Below are 23,686 nucleotides of genomic sequence, written 5' to 3'. Positions count from 1 at the left end.
GCCATCACTTCAGCGGAAAACCCATGCCGCGCAAGGCGTCGGCCAGCCGGTCACGGCCGGTCAACGCGGCGTCATCCGCCACGCGGCGCGACGAATGCACGGCCCACGTGCCGCGCACGTTCATGCCCTGGCTGGCATAGAACGCCGCCATGGCCTGGTTGTAGGCCGCCACGCCCTCCATCTGCTCGGCCACCGGGCGATACCGCTCACTGTGCAGCACCACCGACTGCGGCAGGCGGGGCTTGACGGCCGCGGGCGCTGGCGTGGGATCTTCTACGCCCAGCGTCATGCCGAACAGCGCGAACACCTTGGGTGGCAGGCCCAGCAGTTCGGCCACCTGCTCGGGCTGGTTGCGCATGCCACCGATGTAGCACCCGGCCAGGCCCATGGACTCAGCGGCCAGCATGGCGTTCTGTGCGGCCAGGGCGGCGTCGATCGCGCCCACCAGGAACATCTCCAGCGAATCGAGCGCTGCGTGCGGCAGGTTCAAGTCTTGAGCCACCGCCTCCAGGCGCGCCAGGTCCACCAGCCACATCAGCACCACGGGTGCCGCAGCCACGTGGCCCTGCCCGCCCGCGCAATCGGCCAGGCGGGCCTTGGTGTCCGCATCGCGCACGGCCACCACGCTCCATACCTGCAGGTTCGACGAGGAGGCAGCAGACTGGGCCGCGGCCACCAGCGCCGACAACTGCGCATCGGTGACGGGCTCCGGCTTGTGACGGCGCACGCTGCGGTGGGCCAGCATCTGGTCGATCACGGCCGTCCAGCGGGCCGGCTCGGCAGTGGAATCGGGGGCCTGCGCGTCGTAGCGGGCCTGAAGCAGGGTTGCCAGGTTCATCGGGTCGTCTTGGGGTTCACCGCGCGGATCGCGCGCACAAACCGTCAAGGTAACCGCAAACGGTGCCCGCCGCCGGGCCACGTGGCAAAGAGCGGCGACTGAACCGGGTTTGTTCAGGGGTGGCTCAGCCCCGCACACGGGCCCAGTGGCACTTCAGGGACGCCGCCACCGGCTCGGGCGAGGACATCAGACCCATGTGGCCCAGACCCTCGAGTGTCTCCACCCGGGCGTGCGGGTTCACCTCGGCCAGGCGCTGGATCATGTCGCGCGTGGGCGGCCGCGTGGTGGCGCCACGCACCAGGGTCAAGGGGATGTCGAGCGCGTACTGCTCGAACGGCAGTGGCTCCTGCGAGACGCTGCAGACCTCGCGGAACATCTTCCAGCTCACGGCGCGGGTCATGGCCTTGACCTTCTCGGGCATGGCCTGCCACACGCCGGGCTGATTCCAATAGTCGATGAAGCGCTCCACCCAGGCCTCCTCGCCGCCCCGCGTTTCGTCCAGCATGCTGTGCTCGGCGCCGTACAGGGCCTCCACATCGGCCGCCGTGTCGGGAGGCAAGCGGTCGGCTTCGGCCCTCAGCGCGCCGAACAGCACGGGCTCGTACACCCACAGCGAGCGCACCGGCAGGCCGGCCTGTCGGGCCAGGGTCAGCGCGGCGAACCCGCCATAGGAATGGGCCACCAGGTGCACGCCGGTCGCGCCTTCCGGCACGTGGGCCCGAAGATGCGCCACGTCGTCATGCACCGAGAAGCGGCTCCCGCGCGGCAACAGGTCGTCCGGCGCATAGCCCCGGTTCGCTGGCGCCACGGGCGTCACGCCGTCGGGCACCGTCGCCAGGTACGGGCGCCACATGAAGGGCCCGGTGGCGGTGGAATGGATGAACAGCGCGACCTCGGACATCGAAACCTCATCTACTTGCTTGAAGAAAGTAGATGAAGCGTAACACCCCCACTTGCGTGAAGCAAGTAAACTGCGGCCATGCGTCGCACCTCCTTTGCCGACGAGCGTTGCTCGATTGCCCGCGCCCTGGACCTGATCGGGGAGTGGTGGACGCTGCTGATCGTGCGCGAGGCCTTCCTCGGCTGCCAGCGCTTCGGTGAATTCGAGGCGCGCCTGGGCATTGCGCCGAACGTGCTGAACCAGCGGCTGAACCGCCTGGTCGAAGGCGGCGTGCTGCAGGTGGCTGCCACCAGCCAGAGCGGCAAGGCGCTGGCCTACCGGCTGACCGACAAGGGCCGGGACCTGCACCCCGTGATCGTGGCGCTCGCCCAGTGGGGCGACCGCCACGCCGCAGCACCCGACGGCCCGCCGATCCAGCTGGTGGAGCGTGACACCGGTGTGCCGATCGCGCCGATGGCGGCACGGTCTGCCGTGACGGACCGGCCGCTGCGGCCGCGCGATGTGGCGGTGGTCGCCGGCCCCGGCGCCACCGACAGCGACCACGCCCGCCTGGCCGACCTCAGGGCGCAGGAAGCGGCACAGGGTCGGCTGCCGCCTGCAAGTCCAGCAGGGTCTGCAGCGGCTCCCCGGACACCGTCTCGCAAGCCAGCAAGGCATCCGTGAGCGCGTCCAGCGTGGTGCGGCGTTGCGTCAGCACTGCGCGACAGGCGGCCTGAGCCTCGTCCAGCACCGTGCGGGCCTCTGCCAGCAACCGTTCCTGCAAATGGGGGCCCATCAGGCCGGACGGCACGCCGTCCACGCTCAGCAGGCCGAAGGCCTGGCTGAAACCCATCTGCCCCACCATCTGGATGGCCAGCGACGAGGCGCGCTTGAGGTCATCGGCGGCGCCCGTGGTGGTGTGGCCAAAGGCCAGCAGCTCGGCCTCGCGCCCGGCCAGCATCATCCCCAGGCGGGCCTTCAGCTCGCGCTCGCCATAAAGCGGCAGCTCGTGTCCACGCGTCATGAAGGTCACGCCCAGGGCCTGGCCACGGGGCTCGATGGTCACGCGCTCGACAATGCCGGCCTTCAGCGCGTGGGCCACCAGCGCGTGGCCGGCCTCGTGCACGGCAATGCGGTGGCGGTCGGCCGGCGTCATCAGGGCCTTCATGCCCGACACCTCGCCACCCAGCTGATGGCGCTCGAGGGCGCGCAGCAGGTGCTCCTGCGTCACGGCCGGGGCCTCACGTTCAGCGGCCGTCACGGTCGCGCGGTTGACGATGCCTTCGATGTCGGCATGAGACAGGCCAGCGGTGGCGCGAGCCAGCACTTCCAGATCCAGATCGGGCGCGGCCAGGATGCGGCCGGTGCAGCGGCGCAGCAGCGCCTGCCGGTCGGGCATCGTGGGCAGCGTCACACGGGCGACCAGGTCGAAGCGACCCGGGCGCTTAAGGGCGTCGTCAATGTGCTCGACGTGGTTGGTCGCGCCGATCACCACGACGTGATCCATCGCGTCGAAGCCGTCGAGCTCGACCAGCAGCTTGTTGATGATGCGGTTTTCTTCCGAGCTGCCGCCGCCGTGCGTGGGGCTGGCGCCGCTGGTGCGCCGACCGATGCCGTCGAACTCGTCGATGAAGACGATGCAGGGGGCATGGCGGCGCGCGGTGGCGAACAGTTCGCGCACCTTGGCGATGCCCGCGCCGTAGAACATGCTGGAGAAGTAGGATCCGTCGACGGCGATGAAGCTCGCGCCACACTCGCCGGCCAGGGCCCGCGCCAGCAGCGTCTTGCCGGTGCCCGGCGGGCCTTCCAGCAGCACCCCGCGCGGCGGACGCGCGCCCAATGCACGGTAGCGATCGGGCGAGCGCAGAAAGGTCGCGACCTGCTGCAGAGCAGCCTTGGCCTCCGACGCGCCCACGACATCGTCGAAGGTGGTGTCAGGCCGGGTCGCCAGGCCGGCGCGCCCGGATGAGGCCGCGCCCGTGCGCACGCGGTGCAGCACCAGTGCCGCGCCGCCCACCACCAGCACCAGCAACAGCAGGCGCTCCAGCGCCACACCCGCGCGGCTGCCCCAGCGCGACACCGCGCCTCGGCCGTCGATGGTGATCGCCGTGAGGGCAAAGCCCTGTTCGCGGCTCGAGGCGCCCAGACGCGCGGCCGCGCCGCCTTCACCGGGCGCCGTCAGCAACGTGGTGCTGTAGCGGTCGCCATCGGCGCGGGTCACGAGCACCCGGGTGCCGTCCACGCCCACTTCGCGCACGCGGCGCGCGGCCAGGTCGGCCTCGAACACCGACAACTCGAGAGGCCGCCTCAGCCACGGCGCGGGATCGGCTTCGAAGCGGGCCGCAAGCGGCGATCGGGTCGCCGCCACATCGGCCCCGCCCAGCCCCTGCCCGAGCAACAGGGCCAGGTAAGTGAAGGCCAGCACCAGGGCCAGCGTAAGGGTCTGCAGCCAGCGCGGCCAGGAAGCAAAGGGCGTCATCGTCGGGCACCACAAGGAGAGACCTTGATGAAACCGCAGATGCCCGCCCCCTGGCGGGCCGATGAAACCGCCTCACCGCCGCCTCTTCAGAAGCTGTCACATCGGTATCGGGCACGCCGATTGCCTGACGCGTGACACGTCCCACGCGCTGTCCGGTGAACCAACGCCAACACGGCCCGTTCGGCGACCGGAGCGCGCCGGGTCAGGCGAGCACGCGCGCCCAGCCGACCGCGGCCAGCACGGCCAGAACCGCCACCGCCCATGTCAACCGCCCCACGTGCGCTCGGTGCGACTCCACCTGCGCAATGAGCCGGGACTGCTGGTCAGCCAGCGCCTGGATGAGTTCGCTGGAGGCACGCATTTCGGCCTGCAGTTCGCCCGTCTGGCGGCGCAGTTGGTCGAGTTCCGCATGCAGGCGGGTGGCTTCGTCTGCGGTGGGCGGCACCGCTTCGGCCGGGGGCGATGCCGCCTCGGCGCCCGCTGCGCCGCCTTTGCCGCCCGCTGCGCGTTGCCACAGGCGTTTCGCGCCATCGGCGATGTCCGGCGCACGGGCCATCACCTCGGTCCAGGGCACGGCCTTGAGCAGGGTCAGCCAGGGCATCGCCATCGCGGTCACCTCCGGGGAGAAGTCTGGCTGGTGGGCACCAGCCGCTTGATGTCCAGGCCGTGCCGAGTGAGGCGGTGCAGCAGCGCGTGGTAGGCCTGCGCGTCAACCTGCGGTGTGCGCGAGAGAATCCACAGGTATTCGCGCTGCGGCTCACTGACGGCCACCAACTGATAGCCCTCGTCGAGGTCCACGACCCAGTAATCCCCCCAGACCGCCGGGATGAAGGACAGCCAGGCGGGGGCAAAGCGCACTTTCAGCTTCGGCGACCGGGCATCCCCCACCTGCTTGGCCACACCGATGGCTTCATCCATCTCGCCGTCGGCCTTGCGGCAGCGGTTGCGGACTTCAATGCGCCCTTCGGGCAGCGCGCTGTACTGGGCCTGGACGTCGGCCACGCACTGCTTCTGGAAACGATTGGGGTAGCGCGCGATCTCGTACCACGTGCCGAGGTAGCGGGGCACGTCCAGCGCCGGGATGGTCTGCAACGCATCGGGCGTGGCGACGGCTCGCCCCGCTGCAGCCATCAGCAGAGTCGACATCAGCACGAAACGGAGGGCACGGTAGACAAGCATGGGACCAGTCTACCAAGCCAGGGCGAAGGCCATGCAGCCCGCCCTGGAAACCACCCTGGTGCCCCCGCGATACGTGCCGAGGCGATGGTCAGCGGCGGCGCTGCCCTCGTGCCGTCCACACCCCCAACCCGGCGAGACCCAGCAACGCCAGCGCGCCAGCAGAGGGCTCGGGGACTGCGCTGACGGACACGGTCAGCCCGTCCATGGCCCAGGATTCGTCGTCCAGCGACTGGATGCCGGGGCCTTCCATCTGGAACGTGAACACCGCCGAGGACGCTGTGTGCGCGAGGTTCTGCAGGCGCGGTTCGATCGCGAAGTTGTAGGCGCTGTCGGTGTAGTAGCTGCCGGGGCCATTGAACCCGAGATCGACATGGCGCGCCAGTTCACCGCCCGGCGGCGGCATGTAGCTCTGGATCTGCGTGGGCAAGGCGTTGGCAAATGATTCACGGAACACCTGGACGCCATCGAGCGTGATGGTCAGGAAGTCGCCCTGGGGAAAACTGCCCGTCCCGTCGAGGGAATCGATGGCCGCCAACAGGAAACCCACGCTGATCGCCTGATGGTCGGGCAGGTTGTCGAGTGTGAGGGTGACCACGTTGCCCGTCGGGCTGCGCAGAAAGCTGCCGCCGAACTGGTAACCCGCAGGGCCGAGGCCGGCAAAGCCCTGCACCTCGACCACCTGTGCCACGCCGGGCGACAGGACGGCGGGCAGCGGCCCTTCGAAATCCGTCGAAAACACGGTGCCCGCGTGGGCCACCGTCGACAAGGCCACCAGAGCGGCCCCCCAGAGCACGTGCTTCATCGCTTTCCCCTCCCGTTGGGAAGGCTTTATGCTAAGCACCGAGGGAAGCGGACACCACCCCCTGCTTTGCGGGGGGGGCCTCGCCATGCCGGTGTTCAGAGCGCCCTGCGCGCGACGACGAACACCATCGACGCCACCGCCCCAATGTGCAGCACGACGGTCAGCCAGTACATGCGCTGAAAGCTCAGCTTGGATGACTTGTGTCTCAGCGCCTGCTGCGCCACGCGGGCCATTGGCCACCCGCCCAGCAGGCTCCAGAGGTGCAGCGTGTCTTCCGGAACGCGCCACAGCCCTTTCTGCGCGGCGGCCTTGTCACGCCAGTACACCGCGAAGGTCCAGAGGTTGAGCGCACCCCAGGCCGGCAACACCCAGGATGGCAGACGCCCGGTCGAGCCGGCCCAGAACAGCGCCGCCGCCCAGAGCAACGCCACCGCCAGAACCGGCATCAGCCAGGGATCGCGACGAGCCGCGGAGGGGCCTGACCGGCGAGAGACACCTCGGGGTGCCGCCTCGGTGCGGGCGGCAGGACGCCTGACCGCACCATCGGTAGGCCGACGCACGCCGGCGCCCTGCCCCAGCGGCGTCACCGCCATGGCGCGTGGCCCCTTGCCACCAACGTGGATTGCCTCGTACGACACCCCCTGCCCCACCGTCGGCGCACTTGCACCCCGATAGTCTCGGACGTGAAAGAACACGTCCTGGCTTACGCCCTCACCCGAGATGAAGCCGAAGCCCCGGTCCGCCTCCCAGCGCACCACCTTGCCTGTTTTGTTCATGTGTGAAAAAGGGGCCTGCACAGCCCCTTTGAAGATCGCTCTGATCAGCCCCCTGCGGGCTGGCTCACTTCCAGTTGCCGTCCTTCAGGCCGGTGATCTTGTTGAACACCGGCTTGCCAGCTGCGTGGTCCACGCGGTCCGCCACGAAGTAGCCGAAACGCTCGAACTGGAACTTCTGATCGGGTTGCGCCTGGGCCAGCGAAGGTTCCACATAGCCCTTCACCACCTTGAAACTGTCGGGGTTCAGGCTGGCCTTGAAGTCCTTGCCACCCGCATCCGGATGCGGGTCGGTGAACAGCCGATCGTACAGGCGCACCTCGGCCTCCACGCCATCGGCCGCGCCCACCCAGGTGATGGCCGCCTTGACCTTGACGCTGTCGGCGCCCGGCGTGCCGCTCTTGGTGTCGGGCACGACGGTGGCCAGCACCTCCGTGACCTTGCCATCGGCGTCCTTGGTGCAGCCCGTGCACTCGATGACGTAGCCGCCCTTGAGGCGCACCTTGTTGCCCGGGAACAGGCGCTTGTAGCCCTTGGGCGGCACCTCTTCGAAGTCCTCGCGCTCGATCCACACCTCGCGGCCGAGCTTCAGGTGGCGCACCGGCGCTTCGGTGCCTTCCGGCGGATGCGGCAGGGCCGGCAGCGAGCAGGCCTCCAGGTGGCCCGCGCCCATCACCTCGTCCCAGTTGGTCAGCACCAGCTTGAGCGGGTCGAGCACGGCCATGCCGCGGTGGGCCTTGCTTTCCAGGTCGTCACGCAGGGCGATGTCGAGCGTGCTGTAGTCGATCCAGCTGTCGGACTTGCTCACGCCGATGCGCTCGCAGAACAGCTGGATGGCTTCCGGGGTGTAGCCGCGGCGGCGCAGACCCACGATGGTCGGCATGCGGGGGTCGTCCCAGCCGCTGACGACGCCTTCATCGACCAGGGCCTTGAGCTTGCGCTTCGAGGTGATGACGTAGGTGAGGTTCAGGCGCGCGAACTCGTACTGGCGCGGCACCGGCTGCTGGATCAGGCCCAGCGTGGCAAGGTTGTCGAGCAGCCAATCGTAAAAGGGGCGCTGGTCTTCGAACTCCAGCGTGCAGATCGAGTGGGTGATCTGCTCCAGCGCGTCCTCGATGGGGTGCGCGAAGGTGTACATCGGGTAGATGCACCAGGTGTCGCCCGTGTTGTGGTGCGTGGCACGGCGAATGCGGTAGATGGCCGGGTCCCGCATGTTGATGTTGGGGCTGGCCATGTCGATCTTCGCGCGCAGCACGGCCGCGCCGTCGGGCAGCTTGCCGTCACGCATCTCGCGGAAGCGCGCCAGGTTCTCTTCCCGGCTGCGGCTGCGGAAGGGGCTGTCCGTGCCGGGCGTGGTGAAGTCGCCGCGGTTGGCGCGCATTTCTTCGGGCGTCTGCTCATCCACGTAGGCGAGGCCCGCGGTGATCAGCGCCTCGGCGGCGCGGTACATGAAGTCGAAGTAGTTGCTCGCGTAGTACAGGTGGCTCTGCGCCTGGCCGTTGAACGACGAGTCCCAGCCGAAGCCGAGCCACTTCACCGCGTCCAGAATGGCGTCGACGTACTCCTGCTCTTCCTTCTCGGGATTGGTGTCGTCGAAGCGCATGTGGCAGACGCCGCCGTAGTCCCGCGCCAGGCCGAAGTTCAGGCAGATGCTCTTGGCGTGGCCGACGTGCAGGTAGCCGTTGGGCTCGGGCGGAAAGCGCGTGCGGATCTTTGCGGGATCTGGCTCGCCAGCGGTGTGGTGGGCGGCATCGCCGGGCGTGCCCGCCCAGCGGCGGCTGGCGTAGGCGCCCTGCTCCAGATCGCGGTCGATGATGCCGCGCAGGAAGTTCGTGGGCTTGTGAGGGGAATCGGCAGCGGGGGTGCCGGATGCGGTGGCGTCGGTCATGCCCCGATTCTATCGAGGCGCCAGTGCCGCGCCGGCCGCATGGCCGCTGCGGTATGGTGATCCCTGGTCACCACATCAGGAGGATGGAACATGGCGAAGAACCCCGAACGGCTCAGCAAGAAGGCCTACGAAGCCGCCCTGGAGCCGATGCAGCTGGAGTTGGTGCAAATGTCCCGCTGGCTGGCCCACCACCAGAAGCGGCTGCTTGTCGTCTTCGAGGGGCGCGACACCGCCGGCAAGAGCGGGGTGATCCGGGCCATCGCCGATGTGCTGGACCCGCGCCGTTGCGAGGTGGTCGCGCTGGGCAAGCCCTCGGAGTTGGAGCGAGGCCAGTGGTACTTCCAGCGCTATGTGCCCCATCTGCCCGCCGCAGGCCACGTGACGCTGCTCGACCGCAGCTGGTACAACCGCGCCGGCGTCGAAAAGGTCATGGGCTTCTGCACCGACGCGGAGTACACCCGCTTTCTTCATGACGCACCGCAGTTCGAGCGCATGCTGGTCGACGATGGCATCCTGCTGTTCAAGTACTGGCTGTGCGTGGACCAGGCCGAGCAGGAGGCCCGCTTTGCCGAACGCATGGATGACCCGCTGAAGCGCTGGAAGCTCTCGCCGGTGGACGTGGTCGCACGCACGCAGTACGCGGCTTACGGGGAGGCGCGCAACGCCATGCTGAAGGCCACGCACACGGAGCATGCGCCCTGGACCCTGGTCGACTTCAACGACCAGCGGCGCGGCCGGCTCACGCTGATCCGGCACCTGCTGGACCAGTTGCCCGATCAGCACGTGCCAGAAGAGGCGATCGACATGCCGCCGCTGGACGGGGCGCCAGCGCGCGAAACCTACCCGCGCGGCCACAAGCCGCTGCCGCCCTACGAGCCGGAAGACGCCTGAAGGCCCTCGCGGGCCCGCTCGGCGTAGCGATTGAAGCGCCACGCGCTGCCGTCGAGCGTGATGCGACGCCAGGTGGCGCGCTTCTCGCCCGGGCTCATTTCCGGCCAAAGTTGCACCTCGTCGAAGGTACGACCGCACCCCTTGCACAGATCATCGCCCTGGCTGGTCGAGCAGATGGCGATGCACGGCGTGTCGGGCGTGGTCTCGTACCAGGCGAGCCACGCCTGGTAGGCCGCACGCGGCATGGTCGCCTCGTCGCACTGCGACTCGTGGTGGTAGACCATCAGCGCATACACCTCGGCCAGCGCACGAAGTTCGGCGCACAAGCCCAGGCCGTCGTCGCTCGAGGGCTGACGATCGCGCCACCAGTTGATGGCCGCCTCGATGTCGGTGATGTGGATGCCGGCGACGGGCTGGTCGTCGATGAGGCTCATGGCCAGCGTCCCGCTCAGGCGTCCTGCAGCGAAGCCACCAGCGCAGTCAGGGCGGCTTCGACCTCGGCACGCTCCACGCCCTCGGCGACCGAAACAGGCGCCTCGGCCAGCACGGCGGCCCCTTCGGCCTTGAAGCGCTTGACCCAGTTGCCGGCCTCGCGGCCCTCGGCGAACGCGGCGCTCTGCAGCAGCAGGTGGCCGCTGGCCGTGGTGAGCTTGAAGTAGAACTGGCCGTCGGCCTCGCGGTATTGCTTGAACACCGGCACGGCGGGCTTGGCGGCGGCAGATGCCTCGGCCTGCACGGCGCCCGAGGCCACCATGCGGCGCAGGCCCACGGCGTGGCGCAATTCCTTCAGGAAGGGCGTGGCGCGGGCGCGGGCCTTGTCGGCACCTGCCTGCAGCACCGCCTCGATCTGGTCGGGGTGGGCGACGAGATCAGCATAGCGAGCGCGCATCGGGCCCACATGGGCTTCGATCAGGTCCACCAGGCGCTGCTTGGCTTCGCCCCAGGCCAGGCCGCCACGCAGGTCGGCGCGGAAAGCGGCGCGCTGCTCGGCCGTCGCAAACGCGTCGTAGAGGGTGACCAGGTGGGCGCCTTCCGGGTCCTTCGGCTCACCGGGCAGCTTCGAGTCGGTCACGATGCGGGCCACCGCGTCCTTCAGCGCCTTGGGGCCGCCCTCGAACAAGGGCACGGTGTTGTCGTAGCTCTTGCTCATCTTGCGGCCATCCAGACCGGGCAGCGTCGCCACGGACTCTTCGATCTCGGCCTCGGGCAGCACGAACAGTTCCTTGCCACCGCCATAGAGGTGGTTGAAGCGCAGGGCCACGTCACGCGCCATCTCGATGTGCTGCACCTGGTCGCGGCCCACGGGCACGCGGTGCGCGTTGAACATCAGGATGTCGGCCGCCATCAGCACGGGGTAGCAGTACAGCCCCATGGTGACGCCCGCGTCGGGGTCCTCGCCCTTGGCGGTGTTGGCGTCCACCGAGGCCTTGTAGGCGTGCGCGCGGTTCATCTGCCCTTTGGCCGTCACGCAGGTCAGCAGCCAGTTCAGCTCGGTGATTTCAGGGATGTCGCTCTGGGCGTAGAAGGTGACGCGGTCGGTGTCCAGGCCGGCGGCCAGCCAGGTGGCGGCGATCTCGAGGCGAGAACGGGCGATGCGGGCCGGGTCGTCGCACTTGATGAGCGCGTGGTAGTCGGCCAGGAAGAAGAAGCTCTCGACACCGGGCTCGCGGCTGGCCGCAATGGCGGGGCGGATGGCGCCGACGTAGTTGCCCAGGTGGGGGGTGCCGGTGGTCGTGATGCCGGTGAGAACGCGTTGGGTCATGGCAGAGCCGGCCACGGAGGCCGCGGCAGCAGGAAGCGGAAACGTTGGAGGGAAGGACCATTGTAGGTTCCCTGCCGGACGCCAACCCGGGTCAAAGCCGGTGCCCCGGGCGCCACTACACTCTAGGCCGCATGAAGAACATCGTCATCCTGATCTCCGGTCGCGGCTCCAACATGGAAGCCATCGTCAACGCCTGCTCGGCCGAGCAGTGGCCCGCCCGGGTGGCGGCGGTGATCAGCAACAAGCCCGAGGCGGGCGGCCTGGCGTTTGCCGCGGCCCATGGCATTGCCACCGCCGTGGTCGACCACAAGGCTTTCGACAGCCGCGAGGCCTTTGATGCCGAACTGGCCCGTGTAATCGAGGGCTTTGCGCCCGACGTGGTGGTGCTGGCCGGCTTCATGCGCATCCTGACGCCGGATTTCGTGCGGCGCTTCGAAGGCCGGATGCTCAACGTGCACCCCTCGCTGCTGCCGTCCTTCCCCGGGCTGCACACGCATGCGCGCGCCATCGAGGCCGGCTGCAAGCTCGCCGGGGCCACCGTGCACTTCGTGACGGCCGAGCTCGATCACGGCCCCATCGTGGCCCAGGCCGCGGTGCCGGTGCGCCCGGACGACACGCCCGACACCCTGGCCGCCCGTGTGCTCGTGCAGGAACACCAGATGTACCCGCAGGCCGTGCGATGGATGGTGGAGGGCGCGCTGAAGGTGGCTGACGGCCGCGTGACCCACACCGAAGGCGAAGCCCAGGTCCGCTTCGGGAAGTGAGCCAGGGGCGGGATTTGTGCCGACTCGCCCAACAAGATTAAGGGTTAACCCTTAATAACCACACTCCCCGCGCGCCTAACATCGCCCGTTCTGCCCTTCGGTGTGTCGCGTTACACACCCCACGGGCGCGATGTTGTGGTGTGAGCATGCTGTTTTCTCCTTCTCGCTTTCTGCGCCGTGTGGCGCTCGCGACCTGTGTGTCGCTGATCTTTCCTGCTGCGGCCTCGGCCGACATCCTGATCGGCCACCCGGCCGGCGTCACCGGCGCGGTGGCAGCAGGCGTCCAGGAAAACCTGATCGGCGCCCGGGCGGTGTTCGATGCTGTCAACGCCCAGGGCGGCGTACACGGTCAGCGCATCGTGCTGCGCACGCTGGACGACGGATTCAAGCCTGAAAAAACGGCCGAACTGGCACGACAGCTGATTGACGAAGGCGCCGTGGCGCTGTTCATGACGCGCGGCACCCCGAACACCGAAGCCGTGCTGCCGCTGCTGAAAGCAGCCAAGGTGCCGCTGGTCGGCCCGGCCACCGGGGCGTCGCAACTGCACAATCCGGTCAACCGCTTCGTGTTCAACGTCCGCAGCAGCTACCAGGCGGAAACAACGCGCGTGGTCGAACACATCCGCCTGATGGGCCTCGAGCGCCTGGCCATCGTGCAGGTGGACGACAGCTTCGGTCGCGACGCCGTACAAGGTGCGCTCGCAGCACTCCAGCGCATCGGCAAGGCGCCGGTGCTCCATGAAACGTACAACCGCGACAAGCCGGACTTCAGTGCGCTCGTGCCCCTCATCGTGAAGGCGGATCCTCAGGCCGTGCTGTTCATCGGCTCGTCGGCCCCGATTGCCGAAGCCATCACGCAGTTGCGTCAGGCCGGCCACAGTGCCCAGGCGATCACACTGTCGAACAATGCCTCGGCCGGGTTCATCAAGGCCCTCGGTCCCCATGCGCGGGGCGTGGTGGTCAGCCAGGTCTTCCCGTGGGAGCGCAGTCAGCGCACGTCCTTCGTGCGCGATGCGCAGGCCATGGTGGCAAAGCAGCCGGGCGTCACGCTGACTCAGGCGATGCTGGAAGGCGTGGCCGCAGCCAAGGTGCTCGTGGAAGGCTTGCACCGGGCAGGCCGCAACCCGACGCGTGAAGGCCTGCGCGATGCGCTGGAGGGCCTGAACCACTTCGACCTTGGCGGCCTGACGCTGAGCTACGGGCCTCAGGATCACTCGGGCCTGCGCTTCGTCGACATCGCCATCATCGACCGCGAAGGCCACTTCCGGCGCTGAGCCTCAGGGCGATGGCGCGCGGTGGGCCAGCACCGGGCTGGCCAGCGCCGCCGCAGCAGCCCGGGTCTCGACCCCCAGCTTCTCGAAGATGTGCTCGAGGTGCTTGTTGACGGTGCGGTGGCTCATGCCCAGGATGTCGGCAATGTCGCGGTTTGTCTTGCCGCGTGCCACCCAGGTGAGCACCTCCATTTCTCGCGGCGTGAGTGCCGCATCCAGCACGCGCGCATGGCCGGCCTCTGAGGGGGATTCGGCCGCCTGCGCCTCAACCTGCCGCAAGGCCTCGCGCGCAGTCCGCGCGTTGCGCACATGGGTATCCAGCCGGGCCAGGACTTCCTCGATGCGCACGGGTTTGACGACGTAGTCGACCCCACCTGACTTGAAGCCGGCGACGACATCGGGCGTATCGGACAGCCCGGTCATGAAGATCACCGGAATCGCACTGCCTTGCGGATGGGCCTTGATGCGCTGACAGGTTTCGAAGCCTGTCCACCCGGGCATCATGGCGTCCATCAGGATGGCATCGGGGGTGACCACATCGAGCCGGGCGAGGGCCTGAGGCCCATCGAGTGCAACCAGCACGGTGTACCCCTCCGCGGCAAGCGCATCGCACAGCATGCGCAGCGTGTCGGGGGCGTCGTCGACCACCAGGACAGTGCCCCGGTGGGTGCAGGCCTCAGGCCTCATCTTGCATGTCCTCCTGCAGTTCGGGACGCAGGCGCTCGGCCACCGCGTCCAGGTCAAAGCATTCCACCAGCCCCAGCAGCGCCTGCCACTGGGCAGCGTGCGCGGGCTCGGCGCGCTGCCATTCCGCCAGCGCCGCCCGCAGTCCCTGCACATGGCCCTTCCGCGCAAGGCGGTGCAGTTCCCACGCTGCATCGGGTGGCAGCGGCAATGGCGCGGCCAGCTGTGCGGGCTGCGCAGATACAGCGTTCTCCAGCATCGGGCCTGGTGCGTCGGTGAGCCACTCGAGCTGCCACAGCGCACCCAGCGTGGTGAGCAGCTCCGACTCCATCACCGGCTTGGCCACAAACGCCTGGCACTGCGCAGCGGCCAGGTTCTCGGGCCGGTTCTCGAAGACGTTGGCCGACACCATCACGATGGGCACCTCGGTGAAGCCGGCATGTCGGATCGCGCGGGCGGTGCACCAACCATCCATGTCGTCCATGGTGATGTCCAGCAGCACGGCGTCGGGCGGATGCTCCCGTACGCTGTCGAGTGCCTCGCTGCCACTGGCCGCTTCACGCACGTGGAAGCCGAGGGGCAGCAGCATGCCCGCCAGCATCTGGCGTTGGGTCGGCTGGTCGTCCACCACCAGCAGCGTGCGGCGGGGCCCGGCGTACCCCGTGGCCGGGCGCAGTCGCAGGCTCGAACTCCAGCCCAGGGCCGCCCCGATGTCGGGCTGCGGCGGGGGTTCACTGATCTCGCGGAGGTACAGCCGCACGCTGAAGGTGCTGCCCTGACCAGGGGTGCTGCGCACGGTCAGTTCACCCCCCATCAACTCGGTCAGCAAGTGGGTGATGGTCAGGCCCAGACCGGTGCCGGGGTCACCGCGTCGGCGCCCGCCACTGCCCCGCTCGAAGGGCAGGAAGATGCGCTCCAGATCCTGCGGCGCGATGCCGATGCCGGTGTCGATCACCTCGAAGCGCAGCACCTCACGGCGCGCGTCGAGCTGCAAGGTGATGCGGCCGTGGTCGGTGAAGCGCACGGCGTTGCCGAGCAGGTTGAGCAGAATCTGCCGCAGTCGACGCGCGTCGGCCTGCACCCATCCTGGCACCCGGCCCAGCGTCCGCAGCTCGAAGGCCAGCCCCTTGGCCACGGCCTGCGGCTGCACCATGCGGACCACGTCATCGAGGAAGACGTGCAGCGGCAGGGGCACCGGGTCGAGCCTCAGCCGCCCGGCTTCGATGCGGGCCAGGTCCAGCAGGCCGTCGATGAGGCCCATCAGGTGTTCGCCGCTGCGCTGGATGGTGGTCAGGGGGCCGCGTTTGACCCCGTGCTCGGGCTCGTCTTTCAGCAGGATCTGCGCATAGCCCAGGATGCTGTTGAGCGGGGTGCGCAGCTCGTGCGTGATGCCGGCCACGTAGCGCGTCTTGGCCTGGTTGGCCGCCTCGGCGAGCTCCTTCGCCTGCTGCAGGGCCGCGTCGGTACGCCGGTGGGCGTCGATCTCGAGCTGCAGCAACTGGGTCTGACGGTTGGAGTCGTCCTGCGCCATGCGCCGGCTCTCCGACGCCAGCACCACCCACCACGCGCACACCGCCGCTGCCAGCAGGAGCAAGGCGAACACCTTGATGAACGGTCCGTCCAGCGCGCCCGCCGGCAATGGCGGGCCGCCCGGTGCCCCGTGCAGGCCGACCGACAGCACCCCCTCCTGGTAGTAGACGACGCCCAGCACGAAGGCCAGCAGCGCCGCCAGCGACAGAAAGACCACCAGGTAGTGCCCCACACGGAAGTTGATGCGGCGCGACCACGCCGGCGGCAGCACAGCGGTCAGGCCATCGGACACCTGCTCGGCCGCGCGCGACCGGCTCTTGCAACGGTCGTGGCAACGGCTTTCGAGCGTGCAACACAGCGAGCAGATCGGCGCGTCGTAGGCCGGGCAGGTGGCCATGTCTTCCGACTCGAACAGGTTCTCACAGACAGAGCAGCGCACCAGCTCGCCCGGCTGCCACGGTGAAACCGGCCGGCGCGCCAGATAGAAGCGCCCGCGCGTGGCCCAGGCCAGCAGCGGCGACATGACCATGGCCACCACCAGCGCCACGAACGGCGACCAGGCCGCCAGCATGCTTCCCATGACGCCCGCATGCGCGATGAGCGCCACGCCGGTGGCCAGCAGCATCGCCCCCAGGCCGACAGGATTCAGATCTGGCAGGTGAGCGCGCTTGAATTCGATGCCCCGCGGTGACCAGCCCATCGGCTTGTTGATGACGAGGTCGGCCACAAGCGCCCCGACCCACGCGATGGCGACGTTGCTGTAGAGGCCCAGCACGTGCTCAAGCGCGCTGAACACGCCCAGCGTCATCAGCAGCACGGCGATCAGCACGTTGAACACCAGCCACACCACCCGCCCCGGGTGGCTGTGCGTGAGCCGCGCGAAGAAGTTCGACCACGCCAGCGAGCCTGCATAAGCATTCGTCACGTTGATCTTGACCTGCGAGACGATGACGAAGAGCACGGTGGCTCCCAGCGCCCATGCAGGCGAACTGAAGACTTCGCCGAAGCCCGCCAGGTACATCTGCGTGGGCTCCAGGGCCCGGTCGACCGGCACCTCGTGCTGCAACGCGAGGAAGGCCAGGAACGCGCCGGCCAGCATCTTCAACATGCCCGGCACGATCCAGCCCGGCCCGGCCACCAGCACGGCGGTCCACCAGCGCACGCGGTTCTGGCGCGTCTTCTCAGGCAGGAAACGCAGAAAGTCGACTTGCTCGCCCACCTGCACCACCAGCGAGCAAGCCACGGTGGCCGCTGTACCGCAAGCCAGCCAGTCAAAGCCGCTGTCGCCCGTCATGCGGCCGGTGAGGCTGGTGAAGGCGCGATAGGCCTCGGGGTGCCGCGCGGCCACCACGACAAAGGGACACAGCCACAGTGCCGCCCAAAGCGGCTGCGTCCAGGTCTGCAGGCGCGAGATCAGCGTGATGCCATGCGTGACCAGCGGGATGATGGCAAGCGAGGCCACCACGTAGCACAGGGCCAGCGGCCAGTCGAACAGCATCTGCAGCGCCAGCGCCATGATGGCCGCCTCAAGCGCGAAGAAGATGAAGGTAAAGCTCGCATAGATCAACGAGGTGAGCGTCGAGCCCAGGTAGCCGAAGCCCGCACCGCGCGTGAGCAGGTCCATGTCGACGCCATAGCGCGCGGCGTAGTAGCTGATCGGCAACCCGGTGAGAAAGGTGATGAGGCCGACCAGCAGGATGGCCCACAGTGCGTTGGTGAAGCCGTGGTTCAGCGCGATGGCGCCGCCAATCGCTTCGAGCGCAAGAAAGGACACGGCCCCGAAGGCCGTGTTGGCCACGCGCATCTCGCTCCACTTGCGAAAGGTGCGCGGCGTGTAGCGGAGCGCGTAGTCCTCGAGGGTCTCGTTGGCGACCCACGAGTTGTACTCCCGACGGATGCGGAAGATCTTCTGCCGGGCGACGGTCACATGCGGTCTCCGCTGAACAACGCCGCGTGCCGGATGCAAGAAGCAGTCCACGCCCTCGCCGCACCGCTTGCGTGCGCATGACTACGTTAATTGACGTATTCAGCGAAAACCCTCGGCTCCTTACTGTTGCACCCAAGGTTGCGCCACGGCGAACCGCACCGTCCCGCCTCCCTTTTCTGTGCAAGGAGCCTTTTCATGTCCCAACACGATGACGACCTGTCCCTCAACCGCCGCCGGGTGCTGCAAGGCCTGGGTGCAGTGCCGCTCATGGGCCTCACCGGCCTGAGCTACGGCGCGGCGCCGGCCACCTCGGCCGTGAACACCACCAAGCTGGCGGTCACCGACACCGAAGTCACCGTGGGGCAGCTGCACTCGGCCACCGGCACCATGGCCATCTCGGAGACGGGCTCCATCCAGGCCGAGCAACTGGCCATTGACCAGATCAACGCCATGGGCGGCGTGCTGGGTCGCAAGATCAAGGTCATCAAGGAGGACGGTGCCTCCGACTGGCCCACGTTTGCCGAGAAGTCGAAGAAGCTGCTGGTGAACGACCGCGTCGCCGCGGTTTTCGGCTGCTGGACATCGGCCTCACGCAAGGCCGTGCTGCCGGTGTTCGAGAAGGAAAACGGCCTGCTGTACTACCCGACCTTCTACGAAGGTCTGGAGCAGTCGAAGAACGTGATCTACACCGGCCAGGAGGCCACGCAGCAGATCATCTGGGGTCTGGACTGGGCATCGAAGGAGAAGAAGGCGAAGACCTACTTCCTCGTCGGCTCCGACTACATCTGGCCGCGCACCTCGATGAAGATCGCCCGCAAGCACATCGAGACCATGGGCAAGCTCGGCTCGGTGGTGGGCGAAGAGTATTACCCCCTGGGCAACACCAACTTCAACTCGCTGATCAACAAGATCAAGGTCGCCAAGCCCGACTGCATCTTCGCCGCCGTGGTGGGTGGCTCGAACGTGGCGTTCTACAAGCAGCTCAAGGCCGCCGGCATCACCGGTGCCAAGCAGTTCCTGCTGACGCTGTCGGTCACGGAAGACGAGATGCTGGGCGTGGGTGGCGAGAACTTCGCCGGCTTCTACAGCTCGATGAAGTACTTCCAGTCGCTGGATAACGAGAACAACAAGAAGTTCGTCGCCGCCTTCAAGGCCAAGTACGGCCCGAAGTCGGTGATCGGCGACGTGACACAGGCCGGCTACCTGGGGCCCTGGCTGTGGAAGGCGGCGGTCGAGAAGGCGGGCAGCTTCGACGTGGACAAGGTGGTGGCCGCCTCGCCGGGCATCGAACTGAAGACCGCACCCGAGGGCTACGTGAAGGTGCACGCCAACCATCACCTGTGGAGCAAGGCCCGCATCGCGCAGGGCCAGCCGGACGGCACATTCAAGCTCGTGGCCGAGTCCAAGGACCTGATCGAGCCGAACCCCTTCCCCAAGGGCTACCAGTGACCCCCCCTGCGGCCTGACGGCCGCCCCCCAGGGGGCAACACCAGCGGACTGGCAGAGCCAGATCCGCGGTGTTCTGCTTGATCCGTTTTGCACGGGCACGAGCCTGGAAGAGAGAACGTATGGACATGACCTTATCCGACATGTGGAACATCGGCGTGATGCAAGGCTTTGCCGGCCTGAGCCTGTTTTCCGTGCTGCTGCTCATGGGCCTGGGCCTGGCCGTGATCTTCGGCCAGATGGGCGTCATCAACATGGCGCATGGCGAGTTCATGACCATCGGCGCGTACACCATCTACCTGGGCTCGACGCTGACCGAAAAGTTCGCTCCCGGCCTGATGCAGATGTACTTCCCCGCGGCCATCGGGGCCGCTTTCCTGATCGCGTTCGCGGCCGGGTGGCTCACCGAGTGGGCCCTGATCCGCCATCTCTACAAGCGCCCGCTGGACACGCTGCTGGCCACCTGGGGCCTGAGCCTCGGCCTGCAGCAGGTGTTCCGGTCCACCTTCGGCCCCAAGGAAGTGAGCCCGACCCTGCCCGACTGGCTGATGGGCTCGTGGGCCCCATCCGAGGGCCTGGACATCCCGATCAACGGCCTGTTCGTCATGGGCCTGACCGCCCTGGTGACCGGCTTGCTGCTGATCGCGCTGTACAAGGCCCGATGGGGTCTGCGCGTTCGGGCCACGGTCAGCAACCGCGTGATGGCCAACGCCATCGGCATCAACACGAAGCAGACCGACCGCCTGACCTTTGCCATCGGCTGCGGCATCGCGGGCGTGGCTGGTGCGGCCTTCACCACCATCGGCTCCACCGGCCCGACCAGCGGCTCCCTCTACATCGTCGACAGCTTCCTGGTCGTGACCTTCGGCGGCGCCGGCAGCCTGCTGGGCACGGTGGCTTCCGCCTTTGGCATCGCGCAGACGCAATCGATCTCCGAATTCTTCATGACCGGCTCGAACGCCAAGGTGCTCACGCTGATGCTCGTGATCGGCATCCTGATGATTCGCCCGCAAGGCCTGTTCGCCTCGAAGGTGCGCCGCTGAACCGCAACCGAAAGCCCACGCCATGACTGCCCTCACCTCCTGGCTCCAACGCCGCCAGCTTGGCAGCCTCCTGCTGCTCGCCCTGATCCTGTTCGTCGCCTTCCCGCTCGGGCTGGACACCTTCCGTCTCAACCTGGTCGGCAAGTACCTGACCTACGCCTTCGTGGCCATCGGCCTGGTGATGCTGTGGGGCCATGCAGGCATCCTCAGCCTCGGCCAAGGCGTGTTCTTCGGGCTCGGTGGCTACATGATGGCCATGTTCCTGAAGCTGGAAGCGTCGGACCCGATCAGCACGAAGATCCAGTCCACACCGGGCATCCCCGACTTCATGGACTGGAACCAGCTCACCGCCCTGCCGTGGTGGTGGACCCCGTTCAAGAGCCTGCCCTTCGCGCTTGCGGCCGTGGTGATCGTGCCCATGCTGCTGGCCTTCCTCATCGGCTTCGCGATGTTCAAGCGGCGTGTGGGCGGGGTGTACTTCGCCATCATCACGCAGGCCGTGGCCCTGGTGCTCACCGTGCTGATCATCGGACAGCAGGGCTACACGGGGGGCGTCAACGGCATCACCGATCTGAAGACCCTGCTGGGGTGGGACATCCGCACCGACGGTGCCCGGCTCACGCTGTACTACGTCTGCTGCGGCCTGCTCATCGCCAGCGTGCTGCTGTGCCGCTGGGTGCAGTCGAGCAAGCTGGGCACCCTGTTGCTGGCCATGCGCGACAAGGAAGACCGCGTGCGCTTCTCCGGCTACGACGTGGCCATGTTCAAGGTGTTCGCCTTCTGCCTGGCGGCGGGCATCTCGGCCATCGGCGGCGCGCTGTTCACGCTGCAGGTGGGCTTCATGTCGCCGTCCTTCGTCGGCATCGTGCCCTCGATCGAGATGGTGATCTTTGCGGCAGTGGGCGGGCGCATGAGCCTGGTCGGCGCCATCTACGGCGCGCTCATCGTCAACTTCGGCAAGACCTACTTCTCGGAGAGCGCGCCCGATCTGTGGCTCTTCCTGATGGCTGCGCTGTTCATCGGCGTGACCATGGCCTTTCCTGACGGGCTGGCCGGCCTGTGGGAACAGAAGATCAAGCCCTGGTGGGCCCGACGTCAGGCCGATCGCAAGCTGCAGGCCGAGCGCATCAAGGCCGCACACGCGGCCTACCCCGAAGTCCTGCCGCCGTCTCAACCGGGGACTGGCCTGCCTCACGGCATGAGCGGCCAGCAAGCCTGATCCCACCCGCCCCACCCCACTGGAGTCCCCCATGAGTGCTAAGGAATTCGTGCTGTACATCGAAGACCTCACGGTCTCCTTCGATGGTTTCAAGGCCATCGACAGCCTCAACCTGTATGTCGACAAGGACGAGCTGCGCGTGATCATCGGCCCGAACGGCGCGGGCAAGACGACGCTGCTCGACCTGATCTGTGGCAAGACCAAGGCCAGCCACGGCAGCATCAAGTTCATGGACACCGAGCTCACGAAGAAGTCCGAGCACGCCATCGTGCGCTCGGGCGTGGGCCGCAAGTTCCAGACGCCATCGATCTACGAGAACCTGAGCGTCTTCCAGAACCTGGAAGTCTCCTACCCCGAAGGGCGTTCGGTGTTCGGTGCGCTGGGCTTCAAGTGCACCGACGAGGTCAAGGCCAAGGTGCAGGTGGTGGCCGAGGAGATCGGCCTGGCGGACAAGCTGGAGATGGAAGCCGGCCTGCTGAGCCACGGCCAGAAGCAGTGGCTGGAGATCGGCATGTTGCTGATGCAGGAGCCCGAGCTGCTGATGCTCGATGAGCCGATTGCCGGCATGAGCGCCAAGGAGCGCGAACTCACCGCCGAGCTCCTCAAGCGCATCTGCAAGGGGCGCTCGATGATCGTCATCGAGCACGACATGGACTTCGTCAAGCAGATTGCCTCGAAGGTGACCGTGATGCACCAAGGAAAGATCCTCGCCGAAGGGACGATGGATCAGGTCCAGAGCGACCCCAAGGTCATCGACGTCTATCTCGGCCATTGAAGGAGCACCGCGATGCTGCAAGTCAAAGATCTGTTCGTGAGCTATGGCCAGAGCGAGGCGCTGCACGGCATTTCGTTCGAAGCCAACAAGAACGAGACAGTGGCCATCATGGGCCGCAACGGCATGGGCAAGACCACGCTCTTCAAGAGCCTGATGGGTGTCCTGCCATCCAAGGCAGGCGAGATCAACGTGGCGGGCCAGAGCGTGGTGAAGGACGAGAGCTTTCAACGCGTGAAGAAGGGCATTGCCTACGTGCCGCAAGGCCGCATGATCTTCCCGACGCTGACGGTGGAGGAGAACATCCAGACCGGGCTGGAGAACAGCAAGAGCAAGCGCATCCCCGACGACATCTACGCGCTGTTCCCGGTGCTGTTCGACATGAAGCACCGCAAGGGCGGCAACCTCTCGGGCGGCCAGCAGCAGCAACTCGCCATTGCCCGCGCGCTGGTCACCAACCCGAAGGTGCTGCTGCTCGATGAGCCCACCGAAGGCATCCAGCCTTCGATCATCAAGGACATCGCCAAGGCGCTCAACGAGATCCGCAAGCTGCGCGAAATCACCATCGTCGTGAGCGAGCAGGTGCTGAGCTTTGCGATGGACGTGGCCGACCGCCTCTTCGTCATCGAAGGCGGCCGCCTGGTGCACGAGACGACCCGCGCAGACACCGATGCCGAGCGCATCAAGGCCTACCTGTCCGTCTGACCCGCCTTTCTCCTTCCCTTCACACAACGAGGTGTGCCATGCCTGAAGCCCTGATCAAGGTCGACCTGAAAGACTCCCCGTACAACAACCCCCTGGTGCACAACCGCTGGCACCCGGACATCCCGATGGCCTGCTGGGTCAACCCGGGCGACGACTTCGTGCTCGAGACCTACGACTGGACGGGCGGCTACATCCAGAACAACGACAGCGCCGACGACGTGCGCGATGTCGACCTGACCACGGTGCACTTCCTGTCGGGTCCGGTGGGGATCAAGGGCGCCGAGCCCGGTGACCTGCTGGTGGTGGACCTGCTCGACATCGGTGCCAAGGCCGACAGCCTGTGGGGCTTCAACGGCTTCTTCAGCAAGAACAACGGCGGGGGCTTCCTGACCGAGCACTTCCCGCACGCCCAGAAATCCATCTGGGACTTCAACGGCATGTTCACCAAGAGCCGCCACATCCCCGGCGTCGAGTTCGCCGGCCTCATCCACCCCGGCCTGATCGGCTGCCTGCCGGATCAGAAGATGCTCGACATGTGGAACGAGCGTGAGGTCGACTTCATCGCCACGCAGCCCGACCGCGTGCCGCCCCTGGCCAACCCGCCGTTCGCCAAGACGGCCCACGCCGGCAAGGCCACCGGCGAGGTCAAGGACAAGATTGCGGCCGAAGGCGCGCGCACCGTGCCCCCCCGCGAACACGGCGGCAACTGTGACATCAAGGACCTGTCGCGCGGCTCCAAGATCTTCTTCCCCGTGTACGTCGAAGGCGCAGGCCTCTCCGTGGGCGACCTGCACTTCAGCCAGGGCGATGGCGAGATCACCTTCTGCGGCGCC

22 protein-coding genes are annotated in these 23,686 nt (G+C 67.4%); 10 read left to right on the top strand and 12 right to left on the bottom strand.

All coding sequences use genetic code 11. The features are described 5' to 3' along the window. Positions 1 to 4: 4 nt before the first annotated feature. Positions 5 to 838: an NADPH-dependent oxidoreductase gene (locus Q0Z44_RS11985; protein ID WP_298013028.1), complete on the bottom strand. Its 834-nt coding sequence runs from the start codon at positions 836 to 838 to the stop codon at positions 5 to 7. Positions 839 to 962: 124 nt separating this feature from the next. Further along, positions 963 to 1,739: an alpha/beta hydrolase gene (locus tag Q0Z44_RS11980; RefSeq protein ID WP_298013026.1), complete on the bottom strand. Its 777-nt coding sequence runs from the start codon at positions 1,737 to 1,739 to the stop codon at positions 963 to 965. Positions 1,740 to 1,817: 78 nt separating this feature from the next. Between Q0Z44_RS11980 and Q0Z44_RS11975 the strand changes: the two genes are divergently transcribed. Beyond that, entirely contained in the window at positions 1,818 to 2,402 is a 585-nt protein-coding gene (locus Q0Z44_RS11975) for a helix-turn-helix domain-containing protein (RefSeq protein ID WP_298013024.1), read from the top strand. Here the strand turns inward: Q0Z44_RS11975 and Q0Z44_RS11970 are convergent. From Q0Z44_RS11970 to Q0Z44_RS11945, 6 genes are all read right to left on the bottom strand, one after another. After that, positions 2,299 to 4,197, bottom strand: coding sequence for an AAA family ATPase (locus Q0Z44_RS11970; RefSeq protein ID WP_298013022.1), 1,899 nt, complete (start codon positions 4,195 to 4,197; stop codon positions 2,299 to 2,301). The genes Q0Z44_RS11975 and Q0Z44_RS11970 overlap by 104 nt on opposite strands. A gap of 202 nt (positions 4,198 to 4,399) precedes the next feature. After that, complete coding sequence (locus Q0Z44_RS11965; protein ID WP_298013020.1) at positions 4,400 to 4,804, bottom strand: hypothetical protein; 405 nt, start codon at positions 4,802 to 4,804, stop codon at positions 4,400 to 4,402. Positions 4,805 to 4,809: 5 nt separating this feature from the next. Next, positions 4,810 to 5,343 (bottom strand): lipocalin family protein, encoded by a 534-nt coding sequence (locus Q0Z44_RS11960; RefSeq protein WP_298013045.1) that lies wholly within the window; start codon positions 5,341 to 5,343, stop codon positions 4,810 to 4,812. A 121-nt stretch (positions 5,344 to 5,464) separates the two neighbouring features. Continuing rightward, positions 5,465 to 6,178: a PEP-CTERM sorting domain-containing protein gene (locus Q0Z44_RS11955; RefSeq protein ID WP_298013018.1), complete on the bottom strand. Its 714-nt coding sequence runs from the start codon at positions 6,176 to 6,178 to the stop codon at positions 5,465 to 5,467. 95 nt (positions 6,179 to 6,273) lie between these two features. Next, positions 6,274 to 6,954 carry a cold shock and DUF1294 domain-containing protein gene (locus Q0Z44_RS11950; RefSeq protein WP_298013016.1) on the bottom strand — a complete coding sequence of 227 codons (681 nt, stop codon included), beginning with the start codon at positions 6,952 to 6,954 and terminating at the stop codon, positions 6,274 to 6,276. Positions 6,955 to 7,018: 64 nt separating this feature from the next. Next, entirely contained in the window at positions 7,019 to 8,839 is a 1,821-nt protein-coding gene (locus Q0Z44_RS11945; protein ID WP_298013014.1) for a glutamine--tRNA ligase/YqeY domain fusion protein, read from the bottom strand. A gap of 90 nt (positions 8,840 to 8,929) precedes the next feature. Here Q0Z44_RS11945 and ppk2 point away from each other — a divergent pair, with 90 nt between their 5' ends. Then, positions 8,930 to 9,730, top strand: a complete 801-nt coding sequence (ppk2, locus tag Q0Z44_RS11940; protein WP_298013011.1) for a polyphosphate kinase 2 — start codon at positions 8,930 to 8,932, stop codon at positions 9,728 to 9,730. On the opposite strand, the gene Q0Z44_RS11935 is transcribed toward ppk2, so the two are convergent. Together Q0Z44_RS11935 and Q0Z44_RS11930 are read right to left on the bottom strand one after the other, a co-directional pair. After that, positions 9,709 to 10,164, bottom strand: a complete 456-nt coding sequence (locus tag Q0Z44_RS11935) for a DUF3717 domain-containing protein (RefSeq protein ID WP_298013008.1) — start codon at positions 10,162 to 10,164, stop codon at positions 9,709 to 9,711. The two genes, ppk2 and Q0Z44_RS11935, sit on opposite strands and share 22 nt — an antisense overlap. A 14-nt stretch (positions 10,165 to 10,178) precedes the next feature. Continuing rightward, positions 10,179 to 11,492 carry a tryptophan--tRNA ligase gene (locus tag Q0Z44_RS11930; RefSeq protein WP_298013006.1) on the bottom strand — a complete coding sequence of 438 codons (1,314 nt, stop codon included), beginning with the start codon at positions 11,490 to 11,492 and terminating at the stop codon, positions 10,179 to 10,181. A gap of 131 nt (positions 11,493 to 11,623) precedes the next feature. On the opposite strand from Q0Z44_RS11930, the gene purN reads away from it, so the two are divergent. Beyond that, positions 11,624 to 12,256: a phosphoribosylglycinamide formyltransferase gene (gene purN / locus Q0Z44_RS11925; protein WP_298013003.1), complete on the top strand. Its 633-nt coding sequence runs from the start codon at positions 11,624 to 11,626 to the stop codon at positions 12,254 to 12,256. Between the two features lie 146 nt (positions 12,257 to 12,402). Further along, complete coding sequence (locus tag Q0Z44_RS11920) at positions 12,403 to 13,530, top strand: ABC transporter substrate-binding protein (RefSeq protein ID WP_298013000.1); 1,128 nt, start codon at positions 12,403 to 12,405, stop codon at positions 13,528 to 13,530. Positions 13,531 to 13,533: 3 nt separating this feature from the next. Here the strand turns inward: Q0Z44_RS11920 and Q0Z44_RS11915 are convergent, their stop codons facing one another. Together Q0Z44_RS11915 and Q0Z44_RS11910 are read right to left on the bottom strand one after the other, a co-directional pair. Further along, complete coding sequence (locus tag Q0Z44_RS11915; RefSeq protein ID WP_298012998.1) at positions 13,534 to 14,214, bottom strand: response regulator; 681 nt, start codon at positions 14,212 to 14,214, stop codon at positions 13,534 to 13,536. Next, a complete protein-coding gene (locus Q0Z44_RS11910; protein ID WP_298012996.1) occupies positions 14,204 to 17,668 on the bottom strand; it encodes an ATP-binding protein in 3,465 nt (1,154 codons plus the stop codon). The genes Q0Z44_RS11915 and Q0Z44_RS11910 overlap by 11 nt, the downstream gene beginning before the upstream one ends. A 195-nt stretch (positions 17,669 to 17,863) precedes the next feature. Here Q0Z44_RS11910 and urtA point away from each other — a divergent pair, with 195 nt between their 5' ends. The 6 genes from urtA to Q0Z44_RS11880 form a co-directional block, all read left to right on the top strand. Further along, positions 17,864 to 19,117, top strand: coding sequence for an urea ABC transporter substrate-binding protein (gene urtA / locus Q0Z44_RS11905; protein WP_298012993.1), 1,254 nt, complete (start codon positions 17,864 to 17,866; stop codon positions 19,115 to 19,117). Positions 19,118 to 19,242: 125 nt separating this feature from the next. Continuing rightward, positions 19,243 to 20,157, top strand: a complete 915-nt coding sequence (gene urtB, locus Q0Z44_RS11900) for an urea ABC transporter permease subunit UrtB (RefSeq protein WP_298012990.1) — start codon at positions 19,243 to 19,245, stop codon at positions 20,155 to 20,157. Between the two features lie 22 nt (positions 20,158 to 20,179). Next, the gene (gene urtC / locus Q0Z44_RS11895; protein WP_298012988.1) at positions 20,180 to 21,376 is read left to right on the top strand and encodes an urea ABC transporter permease subunit UrtC; all 1,197 of its coding nucleotides are present in this window, start codon (positions 20,180 to 20,182) and stop codon (positions 21,374 to 21,376) included. 31 nt (positions 21,377 to 21,407) lie between these two features. Then, a complete protein-coding gene (gene urtD, locus Q0Z44_RS11890) occupies positions 21,408 to 22,151 on the top strand; it encodes an urea ABC transporter ATP-binding protein UrtD (protein ID WP_294638496.1) in 744 nt (247 codons plus the stop codon). A 12-nt stretch (positions 22,152 to 22,163) separates the two neighbouring features. Then, complete coding sequence (gene urtE / locus Q0Z44_RS11885) at positions 22,164 to 22,853, top strand: urea ABC transporter ATP-binding subunit UrtE (protein ID WP_298012984.1); 690 nt, start codon at positions 22,164 to 22,166, stop codon at positions 22,851 to 22,853. A gap of 38 nt (positions 22,854 to 22,891) precedes the next feature. After that, a partial coding sequence (locus Q0Z44_RS11880) for an acetamidase/formamidase family protein (RefSeq protein ID WP_298012981.1) occupies positions 22,892 to 23,686 on the top strand: 795 nt, incomplete at its 3' end.

The sequence above is a fragment of the uncultured Aquabacterium sp. genome (assembly GCF_947366995.1).
In the GTDB taxonomy this organism is placed as follows: Bacteria; Pseudomonadota; Gammaproteobacteria; order Burkholderiales; family Burkholderiaceae_C; genus Aquabacterium.
Note: the sequence above shows the minus strand (reverse complement) of the source record. Positions and strands in the feature narration are given on the sequence as shown.